The organism is Mycoplasma sp. HU2014 (genome assembly GCF_001199495.1).
Classification (GTDB): domain Bacteria; phylum Bacillota_I; class Bacilli_A; order Mycoplasmatales; family Mycoplasmataceae; genus Mycoplasma.
The window spans coordinates 15,646-40,770 of the sequence record NZ_LFYS01000054.1 but is presented as its reverse complement, the minus strand read 5'-3'; the positions used below and the strand labels follow the sequence as shown (position 1 = coordinate 40,770).

Below are 25,125 nucleotides of genomic sequence, written 5' to 3'. Positions count from 1 at the left end.
TTTGCTTCTATTATCTACTATTTTTATTCTTTTTCTGTTAAATTGTTTCAACATTCTCAACATAAAAATGTTGCAATATCATTATTAAAATTTTGCTCTTCTAACGACTCTCATTTAATAATTTCTTCTTTTGCTATTTTTTCAACTTCTTTATCAGTTAAGTTACAGTTTTTATCTTTTAACAATCTTCCAAGTGGAGTTGGACTATTTTTAACAACAAATTCAATTTCTTGCTCATCACACAACGAACAAGTTATACCAAATGCTTGACTCATTACATAATTATAATCATTAAATTTCTTGTAATTATTAGAACTAAAGTTTATTTTACTCATCTATAAAAGCACCACTTTCTTTTATAACTTTTAAGATTAAATTTACTTTATCTTTATTAAATGATATCTTAGTTTTTATTTGTTCAAAATCTAAATTGATATTATTAATTTCGTATGTAGTATATAAAACTGCAACTGCTATTTCATTAATCTCATCTAAATCAATATTAGGAAAACTATTCAAAAAGTAAGAAAATAAAATTTGTTTTGACATTTCAATTAAACTAGGATTTTTATCAGTTATAAATTCAATTAATTTATTTTCTATTTTTTCTATTTTTCAATCAATTGACTGAACATCTATTTGACTTGGATTAATAATATATTCTTTATCTTTTAAGACTTTAAAATCAATATTAATGTCTTGTTCTGATAAGGCTAGTAGTAAAAACGTTTTATTATCGTTGCTATTATTTTTAGAGATTAAATATTTTTCTACATCTTCTAATAGTAATCTTATATTAACTGAAGCTAAATTCTTTATCGCTATCATTTGTTGAATAGTATCTTTTGAATTTAACATTTCTCTAATTTTATCAATATTAAAATTTCTATTATTTTCAAACAAGTTTTTGTTTTGTTCGGTTCTAATTATTTTTAAATATTTTAATAAATCAGATTCAACATTTTCAGGAATATAAGGCATAGAAAGTTCAGTATTTATTAATTTTAATGCATTTTCAAAATCATTATCATCAATAGCTTTTTTGATATCACTTAATAACTCATCGTAAAAGTTGCTCATATAATCTCCTTATATAAAAAAATTCATGCCTAAGCATGAATGTTTGTTTTCGAAGTGGTGCCCACGAGAAGGCTCGAACTTCCGACCTCACGCTTAGAAGGCGCGTGCTCTATCCAACTGAGCTACATGGGCAATTACATATATGAATATACCACATTCATATATGAAGTCAAATATATTTTTAAATTAATTTTTAAAATTTTCTAATTTATTTAAAATGAACAGTGTGTCTATGAAATTTTCATTATTTTTATTTCTATTATAAGCATTTAATAGCTTGCTAACTTGAATTCTTATACTATCAATATCTTTTTTATTATAAACAGCGACCTGTTTTTTATATGGACCAAACGTAATAATATAATACTTCAATAGCATCTCTCATGAATAGTTAAATCTTTTCGCAGTTTTAGGAGCAAGCACTAACATTAGTGAAATTATTTTTAACATAGTAACTAATTGAGATTTTTTATTACTTAAATCATTAAGTGAATAATCTTTTTTAGTCATTTCTTTAAAAACTTTACCATTTAAATCAATATTATCAATACTATTTAATAGATCTGTTTTTTCATATAATTCATCTTGGTTTTTTTGATATAAATTTAAAGTTTTAACTAGTGAGATTTTTTTTCTTTCAATTAAAAATTCACCAATTTCATAACTATCTTTTTTTAGCATTTCTATCATTTTTAAATAATTAATAGCATATAAAGCTTGACTTAAAAAATCAACTATTCTATCAGTATCACACACAAACTTAGAATAATCTTTTAATTTAGAAATGTGTTCACCAATCTTAAATGGATTATAATCTTTAAAATTTACAGGCGATAGAAATTGATCAGGTTCATCTTCTTCTAAAGTTTCAATAAATGTTTGATTTGAAGTTTGTTCATCTGAAACATTAGCTGAATCTTTTTTTAAAAATAAGTACATGTAATTATATAAACTGTAAAATAGATCTTTTCCATCATCTAAACTACATAATGATTTAATTTTTTCTTTTAAAAATAACGCTGTAAATTTTGATAATTGAAATAATAATTTATATTTTTTATCTAATGAGAATGTTGTTCAATTAGATTGTTTAAAGTTAATTAAAAATGCATTAAACTCTTCATCAAATTTTAAGTTTTCAATATCAGATTTGTAGTAATTGTATTCTTCTGGTGATAAAGGTCTTCCTTTGTTAAATGTTTTTGATATTCGTTCTTTAGTATAAAAACTTTTAATATTATTAAACATTTCACTTTCATTTGTAATATCAATAATTATCATTGTTACAAATAAAGGATAAGCTGCACCAAAATAAACAATTTTTTCATTACTATCTATTAAGTTATAAATAAATTTATATTTTTTAGCAAGTTCTATTAAAACTAATGATAAAGAGTAATTGTTGTTATTTAAAACATTAGAATTTATAAATGAGTTGTTTTTAATGTAAGGTAGTGCTATGTTTGAAATAATGTAAAAAATCTCTTCTTTATCTTGAGTTGATAATTCTTCTTTATATAAACTTTTTTTCTTTGTTTCAGAATTAATGTATTTAAAAAATAATAAGTAATTTTCAGTTATATATTTAGATATTTCACTTATTTCTGATAATTCAATATCATTTAAAGTTTTAGATTTTAAATTTTGATAGTTAAATAAACCAAAATATGTGATTTCAAAAATTTCATCAATTTTTTCTTTCATAGACATATTAGGGTTTTTAAAATTATTGTTTTGTAATAGTTTATTTTCTTCATTAAAGTATGTTCAATATATTGAATAACTTTTAACAGCCATAAAGATCACCTATTCTTCGATTTTTTTAATATATATTTGCATATTTTCTAAAGCTCTATCTGAATATAATTTCTTTTTATTTTCTTTGATTTGTTTTTTAGTCATATTAGAAACTTCTAAATCTTTTAAGATACCTCAGTTGGCTTTCATTGGTTGGAAGTTAATTGGTGAAGTATTATGAATATAATGTAATAATGCTCCTGTTACAGTTGTATCATCTGGAATAATTAGTTCTTTATTTTCTAATAATCTAGAGATATTAATACCAGCAATTAAACCACTTACACAAGATTCAACATAACCCTCAACACCAGTGATTTGTCCTGCAAAAAAGATATTAGGATTAGATTTTAATTGTAAAAATTCATTTAAGACTTTGGGAGAATTAATAAAGTTGTTTTTATGCATAACACCATATCTTATAAATGTAGCGTTTTCTAGTCCTGGTATCATTGAAAATACTCTTTTTTGTTCAAGTCATTTTAAATTAGTTTGAAAACCTACTATATTATATAAACTATCTTTAGCATCATCTTGACGAAGTTGAACAACAGCATAAGGTTTAACTCCATCTGGTCTAGTTAATCCTTGTGGTTTTAAAGGACCAAATAATAAAGTTTGTTCTCCTCTTTTTGCCATACCCTCAACTGGCATACAACCTTCAAAATATTTTAATTTACTTTCTTCTTCTAAGTGTCCTATAGCAATTTCAGCATTAATTAATTCATTGTAGAATTTTTCATACTCTTCTTTAGTCATCGGACAGTTTATATAATCTTGACTATCACCTTTGTCGTATCTATTTTGTCTAAATGCAATATTCATATCAATAGAATCTTTTGTAACAATAGGTGCAACTGCATCAAAAAAGTAAAAGTCATCTTTTCCTACAAGTTCATTAATTTGATTTTGTAAACCCTCTGTTGTTAAAGGTCCTGAACAAATTAAAACTATTTGATCTTTAAATTCTTTTAAATCGGTTACTTCTTTGTCATAAATAGTAACGTTTTTATTTTGTTTTAAAGTATTAGTAATAAATGATGAAAATTTTTCTCTATCTACTGCTAAACTACCACCAGCTGGAACTCTTGCAAGCTCTGCTGATTTTATAATTAAAGAATCTAACATTCTCATTTCTTGTTTTAAAGTTCCAACAGCATTATTTAAATCATCACTTCTTAGTGAGTTAGAGCATACTAGTTCAGCAAAATCATCTAAAACTTGTACTGAATTTTTCTTTACTTTTTTAACTTCATAAAGATTTACTTTATATCCTCTTTTTAATAATTGATAAGTAGCTTCGCAACCTGATAATCCAGCTCCAATAATATTTATAATTTTATTCATTATTCCATCAATCCCGCTTCATATAAATTTCTAAAATGACCAGCTTGTTTTTTAAGTTGATCAAATGTTCCTTGTTGAACTATTCCACTACCATTAGGACCTAGTACATAAATTTGATCAACGTTTTTAATTGTTGTTAGTCTATGAGCAATTGTAATACACATTCTTCCTTTTATCAACTCATCTAGTTTTGATTGAATTTCTTTTTCAACAACATTATCTAATGCACTTGTTGCTTCATCTAAAATAATAAGATCAGGGTTTTTTAAAAATACTCTAGCTATAACTAGTCTTTGTTTTTGACCACCACTTAGTATAAATCCTCTTTGTCCTAAAACAGTGTTATATTGATCAGGTAAACTCATAATAAAATCATGAAGTTCTGCTTTTTTACATGCTTCAATAACTTCATCATCAGTTGCATCAAATTTAGAATATTTAATATTATCAAAAAATGTTCCAAATAGAATTTGAGGATCTTGTTCAACATAACCAACTTTATCTAGATATGCTGGTAAATTTATTTTATCTAAATCATATTTTTCATTAATTAAAATTTTACCTTGACTAGGTGAATAAAATCTTAAAAGTAATTTTGCAATTGTGGATTTTCCTGCTCCTGTTTGACCAACAAATGCATAACTTTTACCCTTTTCAAATTTTAAACTCATTTTTGGTAAAACTATTTGTTTAGGTTTTTTAGGATATGAAAATGCTATATCTTCAAAAGTTATACTATCAATTTTTGATATTTTATAACTTTTTTTATTTGGAGATATACTTGGTTTTGGATCAGTTAGTTCACTTATTCTATCAGCGGCATTAGCTGCAGCTGTTGCCGTTTTTAAGCTTGGAATTAACATTGAAACTGCTCCAATTAATGATGAAAGTAATGGGAATGCTAAAGAAACAGAAACTTCTAGATCGTGATTTTGAATTGAACTATTTAAAAACTTAATACCTAAAATTATAAATACAAGAGGCATTAATAATCTAATACTAAATCCTAATCATGTACTTAAAGTTGCGTTTGAATAATTAACTTTTGTTAATTTTTCTTCATAATTTTTATCTTTTTCATCTAATCTATTAATTTCATATTCTTCAGTACCAGAAGATTTTATTAAAGAAATATTATTTACTCGATCAGTCATGTCTGAGTCATTTTCTCTTTTGGCATCAAATGAAAGAATCATTTTTCTTCTCATATCAATGAAAAATCCAACACCTAAAACATTAACTACTAATAAATAAATTAATGAAATTGTAGCAACTAAATGCTGTTGTTCAATAAATAGAATTGTAATTGCAGTTGTTGAAGCTACTAGAGAATATATTAAATTAGTCATAAATTGTTGTACACCTAATGATACTTTCTGAGTGTCTCCAACTAATCTTGTTAAAATATCTCCAGAAACATGATCAAAATAGAAATCTACATCTTGATCGGTCAATGCTTTTAAAATTCTAACACGTTGCATAACTTCTATTTTTGCTGAATACAATACAATAGTAAAGTTAGTAAAATATTCAACTACTAAAATAATTGCCAAGTTAACAGCTAATACATACAATCATTGAGTTGAACTTAAAGAAATAGAGTTAAATAAACTAACATTTTCTGATTTAAGTAAGGCTTCAAGCATTTTTGCTGAAAATAAAGGAAGAACACCTGATGAAAAAGCATTTAAAGCAGTAATTAAAACACAACTTCAAAAAATCAATGGACTTTTTTTAGCAAATTCAACATTCATTTTAAAAAACATTCCAAGTTTTTTAATTGTAAATTTTCTTTCATTATCAAAATAAATTTTCTTTTTGATATTTTTTAATTGTTTTTTCATGTTTATTTCTCCTTTCTACACATCATATTTTGCAAATCCTGCATCATATAGTTTTTTAAATTGACCTTCTTGTTTTATTAATTCTTTAAATGTCCCTGTTTGAACAATACCTTTTTTAGGTTCTAAAATAATAATTTGATCAACATTTTTAATTGTTGAAAGTCTATGAGCAATAGTTATACTTGTTCTATTTTTCATTAATTCTTCTAATTTAGATTGAATTTCTTTTTCAACAACATTATCTAATGCACTTGTTGCTTCGTCTAAGATTAATATTTTTGGATCTTTTAAAAACATTCTAGCTATAACTAATCTTTGTTTTTGACCACCACTTAATATAAATCCTCTTTCACCAATAATAGTTTCATACTCATCAGGTCAGCTCATAATCAAATCATGTAACTCAGCTTTTTTACATGCTTCAATAACTTCATCATCAGTTGCATTAGGTTTTACATATTTAATATTATCTAAAATAGTTCCTAATAATAATGCTGGCTCTTGTTCTACATATCCAACATTATCTAAATAACTAGGTAAGTATAAATCTTTAATATTTATATTGTCATTAATAAAAATTTCACCTGAACTAGGATCATAAAATCTTAATAATAATTTTGAAATAGTAGATTTTCCTGCTCCTGTTTGACCAACAAATGCATAACTTTTACCTTGTTCTAATACTAAATTAAAGTTAGGTAAAATTACATTATTTGGTTTAGTAGGATAAGCGAAATTAACATCTTTAAAAATAATATTTCCTTTTATTTCATCGATTACAATACCTTGTTTATCTAATGAATGATTATTAATTTCATTTCGAATACTTGTTATACCATCAATACGTCTTGCTGATGAACTAGCTTGTAACAACCCACCAATTGCTCTTAAAAACATCATAACAGGACCTATCATCATACCAGCACACATGATCATAGGACCAATTAATAGTTTTAATTGATTTAAATCATTTTTATAAATAAATGAAGCAATCACAATCATTGCAACTTGAATAGTATTAATTCCAAAAAATAACACTGACATCATTGAAGCTTGAGAATAACTTATTTGCTTATATTTTTGATAATACTTTTTATGAACATCTACAAATCTTTGTTTTTCATATTCTTCAGTACCACTAGCTTTAATTAATTTAATAGTATTAATTCTATCTGTTACATCACCATTAATATCAGAAATAATTTTTCTTAAATTAAATATTAATTTTCTCATTGGAATAAATGAAAAAACAAACATTAATCCTAAACTTAAATAAAGCCCAATTAAAACAAGACCTACATATAAAGTTGTTGTTGCAAATAAAGCAATTATTGTAAAAATTAAAGAAAAGAAAGCTACTAATAAGATATTTGGAAAAATCGCAGCTTGCATACCGATTAGTTGTGTATCAGTTACAACTTTAGTTAATATTTCTCCTGTTTTTTTATCAAAATAATAAGACATATCAGCAGAAATCAATTTTTTTGATACTTCATGTCTTAAATCGATCTCTATTTTTTTACCTAATTCAGCTCCAAAAAAGTTCGAAACATAAGTAAAAACTCCGCTTAATATTAAAATTATTATTCAAATAACTAAAACAATTTGTCAACTTAAACCTCATCAATCAGAAGGAGTAAAAGCATTATTTCTTTTGTGCATAATTGAGTATTGAAATTGTTGTAATAAAAATGGATTAAAAGAAGAAAATCCAGCAGATAAAATTGAAGTAATCACTAAAATAGCTGTTCATTTTTTATAAATTTTCATATATTTTATTAGAATAGCTATAAAGTTTTTATTACCTTTATTTAGTGAACGTCTTTGATCTGAAATTTCTTTATCTGATAAAACATTTTCTTTATCTTTGTTTTTATACACTTTCATAAAAACCTCCTTGTCCATAAGTTAATTTTAACATTTTAAGTATAAAAAAATCTCTTAAGCTATGTGCATTAAGAGATTTAAAAACATTAAGACACTTTTTAGTATCATAAAGTTAAAATTTAAAGTTCATTTAAAATATCATCTAAGTTTTCAACTAGTACTCCGTTTTGTTTAATAGCTAAATTGTTTGCTTTAAATTTACTATTAACTCTTTCTGGAAACACATAGAATTTATTATCATCTTCTGTGCATAAATCTAAAACTGACTGAATAGAAATAATCTCTTTATTTTGACAAATTATAACAGCATTTGCTAAGCCGACTAATGTTCTTGAAATAGAATCATTTTTTGTATAAATATCACTTATTTTGTTATTTATTTGATTATCAGAAAGTATTACTGAGTTATTATAGTCATTAATTAATTTAAATATTTCAGTATTATTTGTTTTTAAATTATTTATAGATAAATCAGTAAGTAAAATAAATGAGCCTTTTTGATCAATGATATATTTAATAACTTCTATAGAAAAATCGTTGTTATATCTAAATAAGATTATTTTGTTATTTGTAATCAAATCATCTATTAATTTAAATACATTTTTCTTACCATAAGCATCAACTGTTGAATCTAAAACTAATGAAAAGATTTTACTTTTAGACTTTGTTAAATTTATATTTCCTTTGTAAAACAGCACAAAAGGAGGTCTTATAATATCTTTTAAATGTTTAGGATAGTTATGATCTACAAGTGATATAAAATCAGTTTCTAATTTATCGGAAATATTTTCTAATGTATCTGGTGAAATTTGTTCTTTATTTTTTAAAGCATTGAAAACTTTTTCTCAATTGTATTGATATTTTAAAGTAAAAAATAATAATATATTACGCATCAACTAGTTTAAATATAAAATTCTATTAGCAAAAATTTCATTTCTCACATTAGTTAAATCGTTATTAGAAGTAAATGATTGAATTCTTCCCTCAATTCCGATTACTGCTTGATCGTGTAATAAAAATTCATCATCAACAGTGTTAGATCATGCTTTAACATTAATATAATCAACACCATCTCCTTCTTTTACTTTATAAGGTTTAGGTACTTTTACAACAAACTTATATAGTTTTTTATCTCCATCTTTTGAAGTGTATGCAATAGTAGCGTCTCCTTCTAACTGACCAATAATATTTACTAAATTCATAATTTCTTTCCTTTCTTTTATATGGTTCATTATAGTATTAGGATAAAATTTAAAAAATTTACCTTAAAATAAAAAAAACTCTATTTTTAAAATAGAGAATGTTAAATATTAATTAACTTGGGTAGCTAATTCTTCAAATTGTGCTTCTTTTGAATCTAAATTAAAATTTCGTTCAAATCTTTTATTAATAATTTTTCAATAAATAATTGAAGAACAAATTGTAATCATACAAATAATAAAAGTTGTTGCAAAGAATATAAATATTCCATGTACACCTAACACATTAGAATTGAACACTTGAACAAAAAAGTAAGGAAATGATGCAGAATCATCAGCGCTTGCTCCACCAAAAATAGCAATAGCTCCTCTTATAATTGCAATCACACCATATAATACTAAGACAATAACCGATATTGATCACACTCTGTATAAATTCTTTTTATCTGAAAAGTATTTTTGATCGTGATCAATAAAAAATAAGTATGCTGAGATCGTTATTAAAGGACTGATTATATGAACAATTGTATTTTGCATTAATTCTCAGTTGTTTAATTTGAACTTGTTTGTTGCAATACTTACTGGAAATAGAATGAAATTATAAATTATAAATGTAACTGTTATAAGTAATGTTATTGTAAAAGTACTATCAGGTGATAAGAATTTTAGTTTTTTGTTTTGTTTATCTATTGTAACTGCAGTTAATATAAATCAAACAGCAACTAAGATATTACTTATTGTTGTAAAAAATGAGAAGAAATACATTGCAAATTCAGAGATATTAAATGAAATTCTATTAATTAGTCCCTTATCATCTAAATATATTGAACTTCAGTTTAAAAGTTTTTTTGCATTACTAAATTGTTGAAAAATTAAATCTTTTAATTGTTCAGAAGTCATATGACCATTTTTTGAAATAAAATCATTAATTTGTTGATTAATTAATGAATAATTAATTACTGAAATTATAAAAGCTAAAAGTATTGTTGTAAGTAAAAATGTTCCAAACAATAAAAAGTATCAAAATTTTAACGTCTTATATTTACTTTTATTTTCTAATATTGAATTTTTAATTTTTATTTTCATGATAACCCCCTTTTAATATTTAGAAATTTTAATTTAATTTTTTATAGTTTTAATAATTATATACTCAAAAATGATAAATTAATCTGGAATATATACTCAAAAATGATAAATTAATGTTTTTGTATCTTTTTATTAGAAATAGATCTTTCTACTTCTCTAATTCCTGGAATTGATTTTAAAGCTAAAATCATTTGATTTAGATGGTTGTGATCTTTAACTTTTACAGTTATTTCTCCTTGAGCTGATAATGTTTTTTCATCAGTAATAATTTTTGCATTTATAATAGAAGTTTTTAACCCAGATAGAATTTTACTTATATCATAAATTAATCCCGATCTTTCGACTGCAAAATATCTTAGTTTTGTTGTATATGTACTTTGCTCAACAATAGCTTCATTTCACTGAACTGATACTAATCTTGATTTAATACTTGATCAATCTAAACTGTAACATTCTTTTAAATGAACTTTAATTCCATTAGTTTTAGTTACAAAACCAACCACTTCTTCATAAGGTATAGGCATACAGCAACTAGCAATAGTTGTTTTCATATTTGTAATACCATCAACTAAAATATCATTTTTAATATTTTTATCATAAATAACTTTAGATTTAATACTATTAAATACTTCATCATCTTTAGAATAATCTTGTTTTAAATATACTTTTTCAGCAGCTTGAATGGTAGTGTATTCACCTTTAACAACATCTAATAAAAACTCATTTAAATTAGCATAACCCATTTCTTTTACAATTTGGGTTGATTCTTCAACACTATTTTTCTTTCATCTTCAATCTTTTTGATTAATATAAGCATTAATATTTAATTCTGCTTTTTTAATAAGTTGAAGTTGTTGTTCTTTTTTATCTTTACTTTCTTCGTTTAATTTATTATTTAAGAATTTTTTAATTCTATTTTTAGCAGTAGAAGTTGCTGCAATTTTTAATCATTCATAAGTAGGCTCTTGCTTTGGTGATGTTTTAATCTCAACAACTTGTCCTGATTTTAGAATGGTATTGATAGGACTAAATACTCCATCAATTCTAGCTCCAATTGTTTTTTCTCCAATTTCAGTATGAATTCTATAAGCAAAATCTAAAACAGTTGATCCAAAAGGTAAAGTGATAACAGCTCCATTTGGAGTTAACACATAAATTGAAGAAGTAAACACATCCTCTTGGACTTGTTGTTCAATACCGTCATTATCAAAATCTAAAATTCTACTAAAGATATCTAGTTTTTGATCGATATCTTTTTGACGCTTAACTACATCAACAATTTCTCCTTCTTTATATCTTCAATGAGCGGCTGCTCCAGTTTCAGCTATTTCATCCATTTCTTGAGTTCTAATTTGAACTTCAAAAATATGACCTTTAGAATCAGATAGTGTTGTATGTAATGATTGATAAACATTGTTTTTTGGAGTTGCTATATAATCTTTAAATTTACCTGCAAGAGGAACATATTTTTGGTGAATGAAACCTAAAATTTTATAACAGTCATCAATAGATTTAGTAATAATTCTAATTGCTAGTAGATCTGTAATTTGCTCAAAGTTTTTTCCAAAGATATTCATTTTTCTATAAATTGAATAGAAAGTTTTAGGTCTTCCAAAAATGCTAATTATTTTAATATTTTTTTCTTTTCTTAAATATTCATCTAAATCACTAATGATTTTATTTATGGTTTTCTGTCTTTCTAAAATATCATTATCAAATAATTTTTTGATATTTTTAAATTCAGTTGGATTTAAAATTTCAAACGATCTATCTTCTAGTAAAGATTTAGCATTTTTCATCCCAAGTCTGTGAGCAATAGCTGAATAAATTTCTAATGTCTCTTTAGCTATTTCTTTTTGTTTTTCTGGTCTTAAATTAGATATTGTTAATATATTGTGAAGTCTATCAGCAATTTTAATAATAATAACTCTTATATCTTTTGCCATTGATAGATAAAGTTTTCTTAAATATTCTGATTTCAATTGTTGACGTTGTTCTTTTGCAAAGAAACTAACTTTAGTGACTGATTCAACTAAATTAGCAACTTCTTGACCAAACTTTTCAACTATTGTTTCTTTTTCAACTGGTGTGTCTTCTAAAACATCATGTAATAATCCAGCAATAATAGTTGATGGACCCATTTTTCATTGAGATAAATAATAAGCAGCAGAAAGAGGATGATAAATATATGGATCACCATTTTTACGTTTTTGTTCTATATGAGACTGATAACTAAAATCATAAGCTTCTTTTATTAAATCTAATTCTTTTTGATCTTTTATATATTTTTTAACTTCATTTAATAGTTCATCAAAACTTTTAATCTCTTTATAATTAAATGCTGTAGCTGATTGTTTTGCTGTTTGAGACATATTATCACATCCTTATATATACTTATTATAAAAAATTAGGGGCAAATTCCCCTAACTTTTTAGTATTTTATTAGTTTTTGTAATTTATACTCAGAGAATAATTTTTCATCATGTAAGAAAGATAAGTCAATTAAGAATGAAATTCCTTCAACCTGAGCACCGTTTAATTTAACCAATTCAATAATCGCATGCATTGTTCCACCAGTAGCTAGAACATCATCTATAATAACTACTTTATCACCAGGTTTTAAATCACCTTTATGCATTTGTTGATGATCAACACCATATTCTAAAGCATATTCAACATCATAAACTTCTCTTGGTAACTTGTTAGGTTTTCTTACTAATACAAATCTAGTATTTGATGCATAAGCTACAGCTGAAGCGAATAAGAATCCTCTAGCTTCTGGAGCAACAACTACATTAGCACCAGATTCTTTTACAAATTGAGCCATTTGATCAATTACATTTTTAAATGCATCAGCATCATTTAATAAAGGTGTGATATCTTTAAATACTATTCCTGGTTTTGGGAAATCTTTTACATCTAAAATATATTTTTTTAAATCCATAAATTATACCTGCTTCTAGTCATTAATTCCTACAATAATTTGTTCTTCTTGAGAAACTCTATAATTTTGAACAAAATGTTTGTATCCTAAAATGTATATTATACGTTTTCTTTCTAATAAAATTCATAAAGGTAGTGCAATTACTAGTGAAACTAAAGTTGAAGTTAAAATACCAATAATAATTGTTACACCCATACCAATAATTGAAGGCATACATAAAGAAATAATTAATGCATAAGTTATATAAATAACTGTTACTAATAAAGTTCTGTTTAATCCAAATGTAAAGACATTTACAAACACTTCTTTTAAGAATGAATTGTTGCTTATTAATGAATCTAATTGTTTATCAGTACGTTGTTTATTTTGTTTTACAACTGATTTTATTTCTTTTCGTTTTAATTTGTATTCCTTATATGATTGATTTTCTTTTTTACTAAATATAAATTTATATTTTCAAATCATAACCAATCATAATTTTTGAACTTTATTTTTAAATCCTAGTTCTTGAATTTTATCATTTACTTTTTGTTTTAATAAAGTTTTAAACTCTTTACGAACTTTTAATAAATTTTCTCTTATTTTATGTTTTATAGCCCTGATTTCTGCAGAAACATTAACTTCTTTATCAAATACTTCACTAAATGCTTTTAAGCTCTTAGCTCTCATAATTGATTTACCTTTTCCAAGTATTAATACTGAAGTAATAACAGCAAAACTTAGAATTGCTAATACAGCACCTAATATTTCAATTCCAACAGGAACTCTTAAAACAACTACTAATGAAACTACTAATAATACAGTTAAAGCAACTGATAATGCCAAAGCAACAAAATAAGTTCATTTAAATCTAATTATCATATAAACTGATAAAGCTATTAAAGCAATTCCAAACACGATTGCCATTTGTTTAATTTGACCAAATGAAGTGTAAGGTGTATTGATTAAGTTAATAATTCCTTCATCAGATGAGTTTCTAGAGTGATCATATCTTGGTGTAGTAGCATCAGGATTACCACTGAATGATTTAAAGTTATATAAAAATCTTTCAAAAACATTAACTAAAGTTTTTTCTTTTAAGTTGGTAATTCTAAATGAAACTCATGGTAACTCATTAGCTTCATTTGTTTTTGACAGAATATCAACAAAGTTTGAACCATATTCAATTTGAAGTTTTAATTTGTATACATTTGATGGATCACTACTTCTTGAGTTTCATAAATCAAAGTGTCTATCATCAAAGATTTTTTTGAATACTCCAGAAGTTACAAATGCAGATCATTTATATTTTTCTGAATTTGATAATTCATCATAACTTCTATTATTAAATTCAGTTCTACTAATGAAATTATCTTCTTGTATTTTGTAATCTAATAACTCTTTACCCATTTGTCTGATTCTATTTGCACGGTTAATATCACCGTTGCTAGATTCAGTACTTTGATATTGTATGAAAATAGAATCAAATCCATTATAAATGTTATCAATTTGGTTTCCATACATTGTAATTGAAACACTGTTTCCAAAACTTACATTATAGTTTGGACCAACTGAGAATCCTAAACTTATTCCTAAAATCATAAAGATCATAAAGAATATAGAAAAGATTTTATTTACATTAAATATTTTTCTTTGGTTTGATCTATTTTTTAGAGTTGATAATTCTTCTTTAGTTGATTGAGTATTTAATTCAGCTAAAATTAGATCTCTTTTAATTTCTAAGTCTTTGATTCTTGATTTTGCAAAGAAACTAAAGAATTTATTATTTTTAGTTCTTTTAATAATTTTTGCAATTTTTTGATTAATAGTAGAGATTTGAACTGCATCTTTTTTAAGTTTTTTATCTTTTCTTTGTAAAATATTTTTTTGTTCAAGATCTTTATAGAAGTTGTACTTATCTTTTGCTTGTTTTAATTTAGCTAAATCTTTAGCAGTAAGTTTTTCTTTTGAATTTAAGTTTTCAATCTTAGAATTGTAGTAACTTACTCTAATATCATTTAATAAACTTGACTCATAGTTTCTTTGTGTGTTGAAAGGTAATAATCAAGGATAATTAGTAAATAATTTAGCTTTTATTGATAATCAAGTTAATATACGTAAAGTAACAATTGCAAATACAATTACAATTAATATACTAATAACTCCAATTGTAGCTATACTTTTTAAAGCACCACTTCCTAGAATAAATAATAAAATGTTAGGAATTAATATAATAAATGATGCATCTAATAAAATTGTTAAAGTATCTTTATTACTAATCTTAAATGATGATTCAGGAGAACGTTTTTCAGCATGAATATTTTTCTTGAATGCTTCAAAGTAAATAATGCAAGTATCTAAAACAAGACCAACACTAATAAATAATAAAGTTAATATTTCTGGACCAACTGATATTGAGAATACTATAGGTAATAACAATGTTAAAGAGCCTGATATTGCTGCGATTATAATTGCAAATAATCCTAATAATCTATATGCAAATACCATAAATATCATTACAGCTAACGATAGAATTGCTAAGAACACTATAGTTACATATAACATCAATGGTGTTATTTCTTCTTCATTTTCTTCTATTGATAGAACTTTAAATTCATATCCTAAAGAAGTTTGAACAATATCAGAAACGATTTGTTTTGACATTGTATAGTTAGCAACAGGAATGTAAAGTTTAGTTTCATTTTCCTTGTTAGTAACAAGTGTTGCTTCATTAGAACTAATTCTTTGTAATTGAGCATTAATTTTTCCGTTATTTAATAAAACTTGATCTCTGAAAAGACTTTGTTTTAAGTTTTTATTAACAACGGTGTTTTTATCTGCAATAGTTGTCTGTCTGAATAAAACTTCTTTCATCATTACAGATATAATTTCACTAGTAACTTTGTAGTATGGACCAATAGTAGAAGCACCGCTTAATGAACGTATACCAGATGTAGCTTGAATTTGATTAAAGTATTTTCCTACTACATCATTATCATCTTTATCGAAATCGTTTGCTTTAGAGTTTGAATCATATAAATATTTATTTGTTGAGTTTATGAATTCAAATTCGTAATCTTGTGCAATATTAGTTACATTTTTTAAATCGTTTTGTCCATATAAAACATGTTTTAAATCTACAAGATCATCAATTCCACCTTCAGAATCGTTTTTTCATCATTTCTTGATGTCTTTTCCTACTAAACTGGCTTTAGCATTAACTCATTGACCGGTACTATTTTTAATTTTGTAATTAATAGCAAATAAATCTATTAATGCGTTCGCTGTTTGTGTATCTTCTGCACCTTTTGATGAAATTCGTTGTCTTACTTGTTTAATTATTTCATTTAAATAAACATTTAAAAATTTATTTTTATTTACATTTGATTCTGATTGATCAATATGAACATAATAACTTCTTAATCTAGATAACACACTACCCATTGAAGTTATCATTGTCATTGGAGTGTCTACTGGTTTTTTATCTTTATTATCACCTGATGCACCTAGTAGTTTTTTTAAGTACTCTTTTTCGATCTTAAAAGTAACAAATGGAGCATTTCTTGTTTGAGTATTACCAGGTTGTAATGATTCATCTGCTGCTTTACCTAAAAATTCATCAATTGATAATTTATTTTTAATAGGTTTATTAAAATTATCTTTATTAAAAATTCCATCTACACCAGCTTGATCCATCAATTTTTCATTAAAAAGAAGATCTTTGTAATCACTATCTAAAATAAACAATCCACCAGCTTGTTCTATAGATTCTTTAAAAAGTGCTTGACTATTATTATAGTTAGCTTTTGGTGATTTTACTAAAACACGTGATTTACCACTTTGTTCAATTTCAACTGAAGTATTTGAAAAAGGTGATAATTTACTTTCTATTGCTTGAGCTGCTTCTTTTGAATTTCCATTAGGTAATCCTTTATCATTATCATCTTTTTTAGTTTTATCAAAAACACCCACTAAAGCTTCAAAACCTTTTGAGAATTTTGAACCTGGACTAATATTTTGAACAACCTTATACGTTGAAACTCCAATACCACTAACTAAAGATGCTAATAGTAAAAATATAGATGATAGACGTAATAATTGTTTTATATTAAATACTCTTTTTTTCACATCTTTCACCTCTCTATTACATTATTATTTATTAATAAAAATTGTTTTTTTTATAAAAATTAAAGAAAAACACATACTTATTATAGCATTTAAGGAAATATTTTAAGCATTGAAATTTTTTATATTTTTTCTTTTTGAATCTTTTATCATCTTATCTTTTGTCATAATAATTGAATCGTGTTCAATTTTTTTAACTATTTTTTTATTTTCGATAACTTTTTGACATAAAGTCATTTCAAATTTCTCATTATCTAAAGAATAATTGAACTGTCCCTTTACTTTCATAGTTTTAATAAATGAAATATTCATATTAGGATCGGTTTGAACAAGTTCGTGTTCTAAGATTTTTCAATCAACTAAGCTAATTGAAATCATAACAACACTTTGTTTTACTAAAGCAAAATTTTTTCTAACAGTTTTATTTTCAATAATATTAATATCATTTCTATATCCTAATTCAAATAAACAATCTTTTACTTGTTCAGGTTTTGAAGTGTTTATTAAAATTGTAATAATTTTATTTTTTGGATATATTTTATCAATAACTATCCCTTGAATAACCATAACAATACCTGAAGCAAATAATGATGGTCCAAAAATAAATTTAAATTTAATTGTTCAAATCATTGAATCATCATAACCTGTAAATTTAGCATTAGATGCAATTATTCTGGCAATTTCTTCTTTTGTTATACTCATATTATTTTCTATTCTTCAATTATCAGGTAAAAATAAAACACTCCCTGGATTTTTACTAAATAGACCACTGTCAAAAGCTTTTTGATACAAAGCTTTAAATTTTTCGTCACGTAGCACTCTTATTGTAGATAATTTCATATCTGGATCAATTAATTCAACTGATAAGTTAATTGTGTTTAAAACAATAACAAGGGCTAAAATAATGAAATTGATTTTCATATTAATTGTTCCGATTTGTTTGTTATATTTTTTAGAAACATAATAACTAATAAAATCAGTTCCAGCAGTTGAAGAACCAACAATATAAGTTAATGAATAACTAACACCTAAAAAAGCTCCACCAAAAATTGAAAATACAAACATTCAAATAGTTGAAGTTCATTCTCCTGGAATTGAAGAAATTAATTTATAGTTAGAAATTACATGAAACTCTCTTGGATTGACAACTGGAATAATATTTAAAATCTGATCTCAAAATAAACTTAATAAAATATATAAAATAGAAGTTAAAGTAAATTTCAATCCTACTTTTATAAATCCAAAAATAAATAAAGGGAAATTGATTAAAAATAAATAAACGAAAAATAAACTCGATGAATTCAAAACATTGCTTGCTTGATCACCTTTAATTAAATTAGCTGTAGTAATAGCAAAAAAACGAGCAAAACTAGATAAACCACCAGGAAATAATCCAGCATCACCAGTTGCAGAAATAAAATAATCTATTGAAATAGTAGTCAAAAGACTTGCAAGTGTAATAACTAAAATATCTTTTCAAAAATTTCTTTTAAAATATGTTCTATTTTTTATAGATCTTTTTTCTTTTTCAAAATTCTTTTTATAGATTTTTTCATATATTTCAGTTTGTTTTAATTGATTAATTTCATCAGCACTCATATTAAATTTTTCTTTAGTTTCTGAATAAATTATTCTTTGCATACGCTCCCCTTTTTCAATAATGTATATGCATTGTAAATTTAGTTTTCAATGTAATATATTATAAATTATAAAATAAGAATTATTTCATTAATCGAATAATTCTTGTCTTCTTTTCTTATATTTTTCTTTTTTAATTTTTTCAATACTTTCTTTAATATGTTTACGTCTTATTTTGCTTTTAACTTTTTCTAATTCTTGTTTTCTTTTTTTTCTATATCCTGGTTTAACTTTTTTATTTTGATATTTACTTATTATTTTTTTAGATTCAGGATCTAATTCTTTATAACTAGTTTTTTTAGTTTGTTTTTTAACTGTAATATCAATTAGTTGATTATCTACTAATTTTTGAATTTCAAATTCAATTCCTTTTTTAGTTAGTTCATCAATTTTATCTTTGTTTTTAGCATTAAAAATAACATAGCTTATACCAGTTAATTTATTTCTTCCAGTTCTACCTGATCGATGAACATAATAATTTAAATCTTTTGGTAGATCTATAGAAATAACGTGACTTACACCTTCTATATCAACTCCACGACTAGCTACATCAGTTGCAACAACATAATTATATTCATGATTTTTAATTTTTTTAAGCATAGCCATTCTAGTTCTTGGTTGAAGATCACCGTGAATTTCGCCAACTCTAGTAATGTTGTTTTTTCTTAGTATATTTACAATATTTTTAACTTCTTCTTTTTGATTAACAAATATTAAACATAAAAATGGATTTATAGAGTTAATAATCTTAGTTAAACTTTCTTCAGTTTCGCGATTTTTAGTATCAATTAAAATATGTTTTACATTATTTGATGACGGTTTGTTGTTTGAATCATCAATAAAACTAGCATTTTGTACATATTTTTTAGCAAATATTTTTAATGGTTCACTTATTGTTGCACTAAAAATTCCAATTGTAGGATTATTATTAATTTTTGACATTAAATAATCTACATCTTCAATAAATCCTAGATCAAAAATCATATCACACTCATCAATAACTACATATTTTGCAGTAGTTAATCTTAATTTGTTTTGATCATATAATTCTTTTAATCTAGTTGGTGTTCCTACTACAATTTGAGGTTGGATTTTTTCTAGTTGTTCAATACTTTTATTAATATCTTCTCCACCAATAAACATACCACAACTTAAATCAGGATTGTTTTTAGAAAATATTCTTACATTTTCATAAATTTGTTTAGCTAATTCTCTAGTTGGTGTAACTATTACAGCTTGAACATAACTTTTTTCTCTAAAAACAGTTAAGTCTAAATTATTTAATATAGGTAATAAAAAACTATGAGTTTTACCTGTACCAGTATGAGCTAAAGCAATTACATTTTGATATTTTTTAAATAGTGGAATTACTTTTTGTTGTATAGATGTAGGGCAAATAAACTCAATTTGTTCTAAAGTGCCATTAATATATTTTTTGAATCCAAAATCTGTAAATTTCATAATTACACCTTCTTTCTAGTTATAAATTGGTTGTTTATATCATAAGTTAAAATTTCTAAATCATTAAATTTATTAGCTAATTTATTTTTAATATCATCAACAAAATAATTTTCCATATAATGACCAAGTTCAACTAAACAAACATTATTATCATTTGCATAAATTCATTCATTTCATTTTACTTCACCTGTTATAAAAACACATTTTTTCAATGAGTTATATATCATAGTTGAAGCTCCAGATCCTGTTGTGATATACATTTGATTTGTTTTTGAGTTTAAATCAGTATTTGAATTAAATCTGATTGATTCTGAATTAAAGATTTTTGATACTGATTTGATTAGATCTTCAATTTTAATTTCTTTTTTGAAATAAAAAATATTAGATTCATTTTCATAACCATATTTTTTATATTTTTTTATTTCAATTTCTTTATTGATAATTTCAGTTAAATTTTGATTTGAACTAGCATCATAATTTGTATGAATAGAAAATACAACAATATTGTGTTTAGTTAGTTTTTTGATCATTTCTTTTTTAATAGGATTTTGTTTTTCTTGTTTTAGTTCTGCAAAAATAAAAGGATGTCTTGAGATTATTAAATTAACATTATTTTTAATAGCATATTCTAAACAATCATTAGTTAGATCTAAACAAATTAAAACTTTATTTACGTTAAAATTTGCATCCAAAGGTTTTTTATTAAAAATTTGAAAACCAACATTATCTCAATCACTTGCTTTTTTAGGATTGAACTTTTTGTCTAAATATTTTGTTATATTAACTAATAACATTTATATATTCTCCTATTTGATCTATTTGAGTTTGTATTTCTTGATTTCTTGGATTTGAAATATCGATTTGTTTTAAAATACGTTTTAAATTATTTACTTCATTTTTTAAGAAACTTATATATTGTTGATCATTTATGAAAAATGATTTATCACCAAATCTAATGTATTGTTCATCTTTTAAATTTGATTTTAAATTTTTATCAATAACTGCAATTCAATAACAATGATTATCTTCAACAACAAATTGTTCGTATGATATTTTAAAATCTTTATCAACTGTTCATTTTCTAATTTGAGAAATCTGAGTATTAGAACAAATTATGTATTTTGAAATTTTTTTATGATCTTTTGATAATACATCTAAAATAGTTTGAGAACCTAATCCACAAATAGTAACTATATCAATATCATCAATTAATGGATCTAAAACAAATTCAAGCCCATTACTTAAAATTGTAAAAATTTGGCTATTAAAACCAAATTTTGAAATATTTTCTTTTGCTGATTGAAGTGGCTTTTTATTTAAATCACAAGCATAAACTTTTTTTGCTTTTTTATTTTTAACTAAATAAATTGGCAAATATGCGTGATCAGTTCCAATATCAGCAACTACATTAGCATTATCAATTAATAAAGAAACAGATTTCAATCTCTTACTAATCATAATTAACCTTTATAGAATTCTTTTAAAGTTCTACCTGATTTATTATTTGAAGATGGTTGTTTGAATCTTCTAATTGTTTTAGATTCTATTTGTCTAATTCTTTCTCTTGTAACAGATAATTCTTTTCCAACTTCTTCTAAAGTTTTTGGTGAATCATATTTACTTAAAGCAATATTGATAACTTTATTTTTGAATGTTCTAACTTTTTGAATAGGAGTATCTAAATGAATATCTAAATCTTCAATAGTTTCTTTTAATTTTTGGAATTCAGGATCATTACATTCTTCAGCTAATCTTAATAAAGTTCTTAATTTAGTTGGGGCAATTCCATAACGCATTCTAATAACTTTTTCTTCTCTTGGTGGCATGTCTTCGAATGTTTTTTCTAACACTTCTTTTAATACTTCTTTTTCAGTATATTCACTTGGTGAAATCATATCTTTATCTTCAACAAAATCACCAAAATGTGTGTCATCTTCATCACCAAAAGGTTTTTCTAAACTTACCGGTTCAATTGAAATTTTTTTAATTTCAACAACTTTTTCAGCTGTCATTCCTTCACCGATTTTGTTAGCAATTTCTTCTGAATTTGGCTCACGACCTAGTTCTTGAGTTAATTGTCTTTCAACTCTTGCTAATTTGTTAATTGTTTCAACCATGTGAACTGGAATACGAATTGTTCTTGCTTGATCAGCAATTGCTCTTGTTATTGCTTGACGAATTCATCAAGTTGCATAAGTTGAAAATTTAAATCCTTTTTCGTATTCAAATTTATCAACAGCTTTCATTAAACCGATGTTTCCTTCTTCTATTAAATCAGCAAAATCTAATCCGCGATTTAAATGTTTTCTTGCAACTGAAATAACTAATTTTAAGTTAGATTCAATAAGTTTATCTCTTCCTTCTTTAACTTCTTCAGGATCAGATGAGTTAATCATTTTTGCATATGTTATTTCTTGTTCTTTAGTTAAAATAGGAGCTTGTCCAATTTTGTAAAAGTAAGTCTTAATTATATCTTGGATTTTAGTTTCGTTACTAATTGCACCTACTCTATATTTCATATGAGTTGAAGTTCTAGCTGTTTTTTTACTTCTTAATGCGTCTTTTTTGGCACTTTGAAAACGAGTCATTAATTTTTCATCTTCATTATCTAAATCTTCATCTTCATAAGTTTCTTCAATATCATTTAATTCTAAATCTAGCTCTTCTTCATCTTCTAATAAATCACTAAAAACTATTCCTTTGCTTTGGAATAATTCTAATAATTTTTCATACTCATTATCACTTGCGTTAGGAAAAATGTTTGTAAATGTTTGTTGTACATCTTCTGAAGAAACAGTATTATCATTCTTTTTAGCAAAATCTAGAGTATAGTTTATAAAATCTTGAATTGAAGTTATCTTTTTTAATTCTGATTTGTTATTAAATTTCAACATCGTTTAGCCCCTCTTATTACTTTTAACAAGCCTTTGAATGCTTGCATAAATTTTCTTTTTGTCATCTGTACTTGCTTTGTGCATTTTTTCTTTTAATTCTTCAACTTGAAGTAAAGTTCTAAAAGATTCTATTTTTGCAAAAGCATCTTCTAAACCTTTTTTCATAATAGGTTTCATCAACATTTCATCGTTGATTATTTTTTCTTGTTTTTCGTTAAAGTCTAAAATATTGTATTCTTTTAATAGATCTAATGCTTGTCTTGCATTATGACCTTTATATCTATCTGAATTATAAAGTTTGATTAAAGTACTTGTTGCATGTTTAATATCTGGATTTATCATTTTTTCAATATTAAAATTTATTTCATTTATAAATTCATCACTATGCAATAAAGAAACAAAGATTTTTTCTTCAGCCATTAATGCTTGTTTAGCATAAATATCTTTCTTGCTAATAGGTTTATTATGTTTTTTGTTAATTACAATATCGTTGTTGTTTTTTTGTACTTTTTCAACAATATACTTATTGTCTTGTTTTGTATTAATTTGTCAAATACTTTTAATAGCATCTAAAGATAAATTGGTTTTTTTACAAACCTTATTAATAGCCATTTCTTTTAATACATCACTTTTTACTAATCTAGAAAATTCATAAATTTGTTTTATAAATTTTTCAACTTCAATTGGATCGTTTTTATTAGTAAATTCTCATAATTTATCAATAGCATAATCTATTGGATGAACAGCATTATCTATAATATTTTTTACATAATCAATTTTATTTGAATTAATTAATTCATCAGGATCTTGATTAGTTTGGTTATTAACTATATAGATATTCAACCCTGTTCTTAATAAGTCTTGACTAGCTTTTAAATTAGCTTTAACTCCCGGTTTATCTCCATCTAAAAACATTAAAACATCTAAGTTGTGCTTTTTAAATATTTGAATATGGTGTTGACTTAAACTAGTTCCCATTATTGCAATAGCATTATTAATTTGAATTCTACAAAGAGCAATAACATCCATAAACCCTTCTAAAACAATAATTTTTTTATTCATTCGACTTGATTTTAAAGCCGTAGAAATATTGTATGCAAGTTTAGATTTTTTAAAAACTTTATTTTCTTTACTATTTAAATATTTTGGTTCAACTCCACTTGTATAACTTCTTGCACTAAAACCTATAATGTTATTTTCTTCATCTTTAATAGGAAAAATAATTCTATCAACAAAATAATCTTTTGTAAATTCTTTTTCAATTATTCCTAAACCTGATTTTTCAATATCTAAAGTTGAATAACCTTTATCTAATAATTTTTGAACTAAATTAGTTTTTTTAGAAGCAAATCCAATTTCAAATTTTTTAATTTCATCAATTGAGATGTTTCTTTGATTCAAATATTTTATTCCATCTTGACCTAAACTAGAAAATAATGTTACTTTAAAAATTTCATTAGCTTCATTATTGATTTTAAAAATTATTTCTATTTCAGGATCTATTTTAGGAGTTTTATAGTCTTTTAACTCTTCTAATTCTATGTTTGAAATATCGCAAATTTTTTTAACTGCAGAAATGAAATCTATTTTTTCATATTCTTTTACAAAATTAATTACATTTCCGCTGGCTCCACAACTAAAGCATTTATAAATTCTTTTTTCAGGAGAAATAGTTAAAGAAGGGTTTGAATCATCATGAAAAGGACAAATGCACATATAATTTCTTCCTTTTTTAACTAAATTAACATAAGAAGAAATTATAGAAACGATATCAACTTTATTTACAATATCATCTATTTTTTGATTTGATAACATTTTCATTTGCCAAACCACCCCTATATTTA

The 25,125-nt window shown here is 24.3% G+C and carries 18 protein-coding genes and 1 tRNA gene; all 19 read right to left on the bottom strand.

The window, feature by feature from the left end; genetic code table 4:
- Positions 1–23: 23 nt before the first annotated feature.
- Positions 24–335 carry a hypothetical protein gene (locus tag AB668_RS03240; RefSeq protein WP_050517600.1) on the bottom strand — a complete coding sequence of 104 codons (312 nt, stop codon included), beginning with the start codon at positions 333–335 and terminating at the stop codon, positions 24–26.
- Positions 328–1,080, bottom strand: a complete 753-nt coding sequence (locus AB668_RS03235; RefSeq protein ID WP_050517599.1) for a DUF3196 family protein — start codon at positions 1,078–1,080, stop codon at positions 328–330. The genes AB668_RS03240 and AB668_RS03235 overlap by 8 nt, the downstream gene beginning before the upstream one ends.
- 55 nt (positions 1,081–1,135) lie before the next feature.
- Positions 1,136–1,212: transfer RNA gene (locus AB668_RS03230), tRNA-Arg, on the bottom strand.
- Between the two features lie 54 nt (positions 1,213–1,266).
- Positions 1,267–2,877, bottom strand: coding sequence for a hypothetical protein (locus AB668_RS03225; protein ID WP_050517598.1), 1,611 nt, complete (start codon positions 2,875–2,877; stop codon positions 1,267–1,269).
- A gap of 9 nt (positions 2,878–2,886) precedes the next feature.
- Entirely contained in the window at positions 2,887–4,224 is a 1,338-nt protein-coding gene (trmFO, locus tag AB668_RS03220) for a methylenetetrahydrofolate--tRNA-(uracil(54)-C(5))-methyltransferase (FADH(2)-oxidizing) TrmFO (RefSeq protein ID WP_050517597.1), read from the bottom strand.
- On the bottom strand, positions 4,224–6,068 hold the full coding sequence (locus AB668_RS03215; protein ID WP_050517596.1) for an ABC transporter ATP-binding protein: 1,845 nt from the start codon (positions 6,066–6,068) through the stop codon (positions 4,224–4,226). The genes trmFO and AB668_RS03215 overlap by 1 nt, the downstream gene beginning before the upstream one ends.
- A 15-nt stretch (positions 6,069–6,083) precedes the next feature.
- A complete protein-coding gene (locus AB668_RS03210; RefSeq protein WP_050517594.1) occupies positions 6,084–7,955 on the bottom strand; it encodes an ABC transporter ATP-binding protein in 1,872 nt (623 codons plus the stop codon).
- Positions 7,956–8,074: 119 nt separating this feature from the next.
- Positions 8,075–8,848, bottom strand: coding sequence for a DNA-processing protein DprA (locus AB668_RS03205; RefSeq protein WP_050517593.1), 774 nt, complete (start codon positions 8,846–8,848; stop codon positions 8,075–8,077).
- Positions 8,849–8,851: 3 nt separating this feature from the next.
- Positions 8,852–9,157, bottom strand: a complete 306-nt coding sequence (locus AB668_RS03200) for a single-stranded DNA-binding protein (protein WP_004427016.1) — start codon at positions 9,155–9,157, stop codon at positions 8,852–8,854.
- A 108-nt stretch (positions 9,158–9,265) separates the two neighbouring features.
- Entirely contained in the window at positions 9,266–10,240 is a 975-nt protein-coding gene (locus AB668_RS03195; protein ID WP_050517592.1) for a Pr6Pr family membrane protein, read from the bottom strand.
- Positions 10,241–10,350: 110 nt separating this feature from the next.
- Entirely contained in the window at positions 10,351–12,612 is a 2,262-nt protein-coding gene (locus AB668_RS03190; protein WP_050517591.1) for a RelA/SpoT family protein, read from the bottom strand.
- A 59-nt stretch (positions 12,613–12,671) separates the two neighbouring features.
- The gene (locus AB668_RS03185) at positions 12,672–13,184 is read right to left on the bottom strand and encodes an adenine phosphoribosyltransferase (RefSeq protein ID WP_050517590.1); all 513 of its coding nucleotides are present in this window, start codon (positions 13,182–13,184) and stop codon (positions 12,672–12,674) included.
- Positions 13,185–13,199: 15 nt separating this feature from the next.
- Positions 13,200–17,291, bottom strand: a complete 4,092-nt coding sequence (locus tag AB668_RS03180; protein WP_050517589.1) for a protein translocase SecDF, variant type — start codon at positions 17,289–17,291, stop codon at positions 13,200–13,202.
- Positions 17,292–17,393: 102 nt separating this feature from the next.
- Entirely contained in the window at positions 17,394–18,929 is a 1,536-nt protein-coding gene (locus tag AB668_RS03175) for a YitT family ABC transporter (protein WP_050517588.1), read from the bottom strand.
- Positions 18,930–19,016: 87 nt separating this feature from the next.
- Entirely contained in the window at positions 19,017–20,387 is a 1,371-nt protein-coding gene (locus AB668_RS03170) for a DEAD/DEAH box helicase (RefSeq protein WP_050517587.1), read from the bottom strand.
- Between the two features lie 2 nt (positions 20,388–20,389).
- Positions 20,390–21,181, bottom strand: coding sequence for a Nif3-like dinuclear metal center hexameric protein (locus AB668_RS03165; protein ID WP_050517586.1), 792 nt, complete (start codon positions 21,179–21,181; stop codon positions 20,390–20,392).
- Positions 21,168–21,845: a tRNA (adenine(22)-N(1))-methyltransferase gene (locus AB668_RS03160; protein ID WP_050517585.1), complete on the bottom strand. Its 678-nt coding sequence runs from the start codon at positions 21,843–21,845 to the stop codon at positions 21,168–21,170. The genes AB668_RS03165 and AB668_RS03160 overlap by 14 nt, the downstream gene beginning before the upstream one ends.
- A 2-nt stretch (positions 21,846–21,847) precedes the next feature.
- On the bottom strand, positions 21,848–23,281 hold the full coding sequence (locus tag AB668_RS03155; RefSeq protein WP_050517584.1) for a sigma-70 family RNA polymerase sigma factor: 1,434 nt from the start codon (positions 23,279–23,281) through the stop codon (positions 21,848–21,850).
- 3 nt (positions 23,282–23,284) lie between these two features.
- Complete coding sequence (dnaG, locus tag AB668_RS03150; protein WP_050517583.1) at positions 23,285–25,102, bottom strand: DNA primase; 1,818 nt, start codon at positions 25,100–25,102, stop codon at positions 23,285–23,287.
- Positions 25,103–25,125 lie beyond the last annotated feature (23 nt).